This is a genomic window from Microbacterium sp. Bi128 (assembly GCF_918698205.1).
Map to the genome: position 1 here is coordinate 1 of NZ_CAKKMM010000698.1, position 2,629 is coordinate 2,629.

At 66.3% G+C, this 2,629-nt stretch carries 2 protein-coding genes; both read left to right on the forward strand.

What is annotated here, in order from left to right; translation table 11 throughout:
* Positions 1-1,777 (forward strand): molecular chaperone DnaK (gene dnaK, locus LQV45_RS25045; RefSeq protein ID WP_230009327.1); only part of this gene is annotated, 1,777 nt, incomplete at its 5' end.
* Between the two features lie 2 nt (positions 1,778-1,779).
* The gene (locus LQV45_RS25050) at positions 1,780-2,451 is read left to right on the forward strand and encodes a nucleotide exchange factor GrpE (protein ID WP_230009328.1); all 672 of its coding nucleotides are present in this window, start codon (positions 1,780-1,782) and stop codon (positions 2,449-2,451) included.
* Positions 2,452-2,629 lie beyond the last annotated feature (178 nt).

Here is a 2,629-nt window from a genome sequence, read left to right on the forward strand (position 1 = left end):
CGCCGAGGGTGGCCGCACCACGCCGTCGGTTGTTGCCTTCTCCAAGTCCGGCGAGGTCCTGGTCGGCGAGATCGCCAAGCGCCAGGCCGTCAACAACATTGACCGCACCATCGCGTCCGTCAAGCGCCACATGGGCACTGACTGGACCGTCGCCATTGACGACAAGAAGTACACGGCGCAGGAAATTTCCGCCCGTATCCTCATGAAGCTTAAGAACGACGCCGAGTCCTACCTCGGTGAAAAGGTCACCGACGCCGTCGTCACCGTGCCGGCCTACTTCAACGACGCCCAGCGCCAGGCTACCAAGGAGGCCGGAGAAATCGCCGGCCTGAACGTCCTGCGCATCGTCAACGAGCCCACAGCGGCCGCCCTGGCCTACGGCCTGGACAAGGGCAAGGAAGACGAACTCATCCTGGTCTTCGACCTCGGCGGCGGAACCTTCGACGTCTCCCTCCTGGAGGTCGGCAAGGATGAGGACAACTTCTCCACCATCCAGGTCCGCGCCACTGCCGGTGACAACCACCTCGGCGGCGACGACTGGGACCAGCGCGTCGTTGAGTACCTGCTGAACCAGCTCAAGGTCAAGGGCATCGACCTCACGAAGGACAAGATTGCCCTGCAGCGTCTCCGCGAAGCCGCGGAGCAGGCCAAGAAGGAACTCTCTTCCTCCTCCAGCACCAACGTTTCCCTCCAGTACCTGTCCGTCACCCCCGACGGCCCGGTCCACCTGGACGAGCAGCTGACCCGCGCTAAGTTCCAGGACCTCACCAAGGACCTGCTGGACCGCACCAAGAAGCCGTTCCAGGACGTCATCAAGGAAGCCGGCATCAAGCTCTCCGAGATCGACCACATCGTGCTCGTCGGCGGCTCCACCCGCATGCCGGCCGTCTACGACCTCGTCAAGGAACTGGCCGGCGGCAAGGAGCCCAACAAGGGCGTCAACCCCGATGAGGTCGTCGCCGTCGGCGCCGCCCTGCAGGCCGGTGTCCTCAAGGGCGAGCGCAAGGACGTGCTCCTGATCGACGTCACCCCGTTGTCCCTTGGCATTGAAACCAAGGGCGGCATCATGACGCACCTGATCGAGCGCAACACCGCCATCCCGACCAAGCGGAGCGAAACCTTCACCACCGCGGATGACAACCAGCCGTCCGTGGCCATCCAGGTCTTCCAGGGCGAGCGTGAGTTCACCCGCGACAACAAGCCGCTGGGCACCTTCGAACTGACCGGCATCGCGCCGGCCCCCCGCGGCGTTCCGCAGGTCGAGGTCACCTTCGACATCGACGCCAACGGCATCGTGCACGTTTCGGCGAAGGACAAGGGCACCGGCAAGGAACAGTCCATGACCATCACCGGCGGCACCGCGCTGTCCAAGGAAGACATCGACCGCATGGTCCACGACGCCGAAGAGCACGCAGCCGAGGACAAGGCCCGCCGCGAGGCAACCGACACCCGCAACACGGCCGAGCAGCTCGCCTACTCCGTGGACAAGCTGATCGCCGACAACGCCGACAAGCTGCCCGAAGAGGTCAAGACCGAGGTCAAGGCCGACGTCGACGCCCTCAAGAAGGCCCTCGAAGGCACCGATGACGCCGCCGTGAAGACCGCGTTCGAGAAGCTGCAGGCTTCCCAGACCAAGCTCGGCGAAGCCATCTACGCCCAGGCCGGTTCCCCCGACGGCCACGCCGGTGCGCAGGGTGCCCCCGCAGGCGAGCCGGCAGCCGGCTCCGACGAGGACATCGTCGACGCCGAAATCGTTGACGAAGACGAGAAGAAGTAATGATGCCGCATCACGGTAACGAAGAAGAGCACGGTTCTTCCGAGAGCCGGCGCGACGCGGAACAGCAGGAGAACGAGCCGCAGAAGCCGGTGATCCACGACAACCGCAAGGTTGATCCGAAGACCGGCCAGGCCCGCCACCCCGGCCAGGAGCACGCAGCTGCCGCGGCAGACTCCGGCGACGCACTGTCCCAGGCGGAGGACATCCTCAACAGTGTTGAGGTGCCCGCCGCGGAATCTGTGGCCCAGGGCGCGCCCGCTGCCGAGGCGGAGGAGCTCAGGAATGACCTCCGCCGTCTGCAGGCCGAGTACGTCAACTACCGCAAGCGGGTCGAGCGCGACCGGGCCGTGGCGGGCGAGATGGCCGTCATCGGCGTCCTGAACGCGCTGCTGCCGGTACTGGACGACGTCGACGCCGCCCGCCAGCACGGCGACCTCGCGGACGGCCCTTTCGCCGCGATCGCCGCCAAACTGGAGGCTGCGCTGAAGACGTACGGACTGGTCCGCATCGACGAGACCGGCGTGGAGTTCGACCCGACCATCCACGAGGCCCTCATCCAGCAGCCCGGCACGGATATCGAAATCGACACCGTCAGCCAGGTGCTGCGCTCGGGCTACAAGTCCGGCGACCGCGTCCTCCGCGCGGCCCAGGTGATCGTGGCGGTACCGGCGTAGGTTGCCTCTGGCGCTCCGCCGGATAGGGGGCGGTGCCCGCTTCGCGGTGCCCTCCACACCGCCGCCCCCTATCCGGCCTCCGCGCCAGCGTGTTGCTCGCCTAAAGTGAGTTGAGAAACAGCGCGAAGCAGATGATGGGCCCCGGGAGTGGCATCGGGCCTGTCGGAGCGTGGTGGCT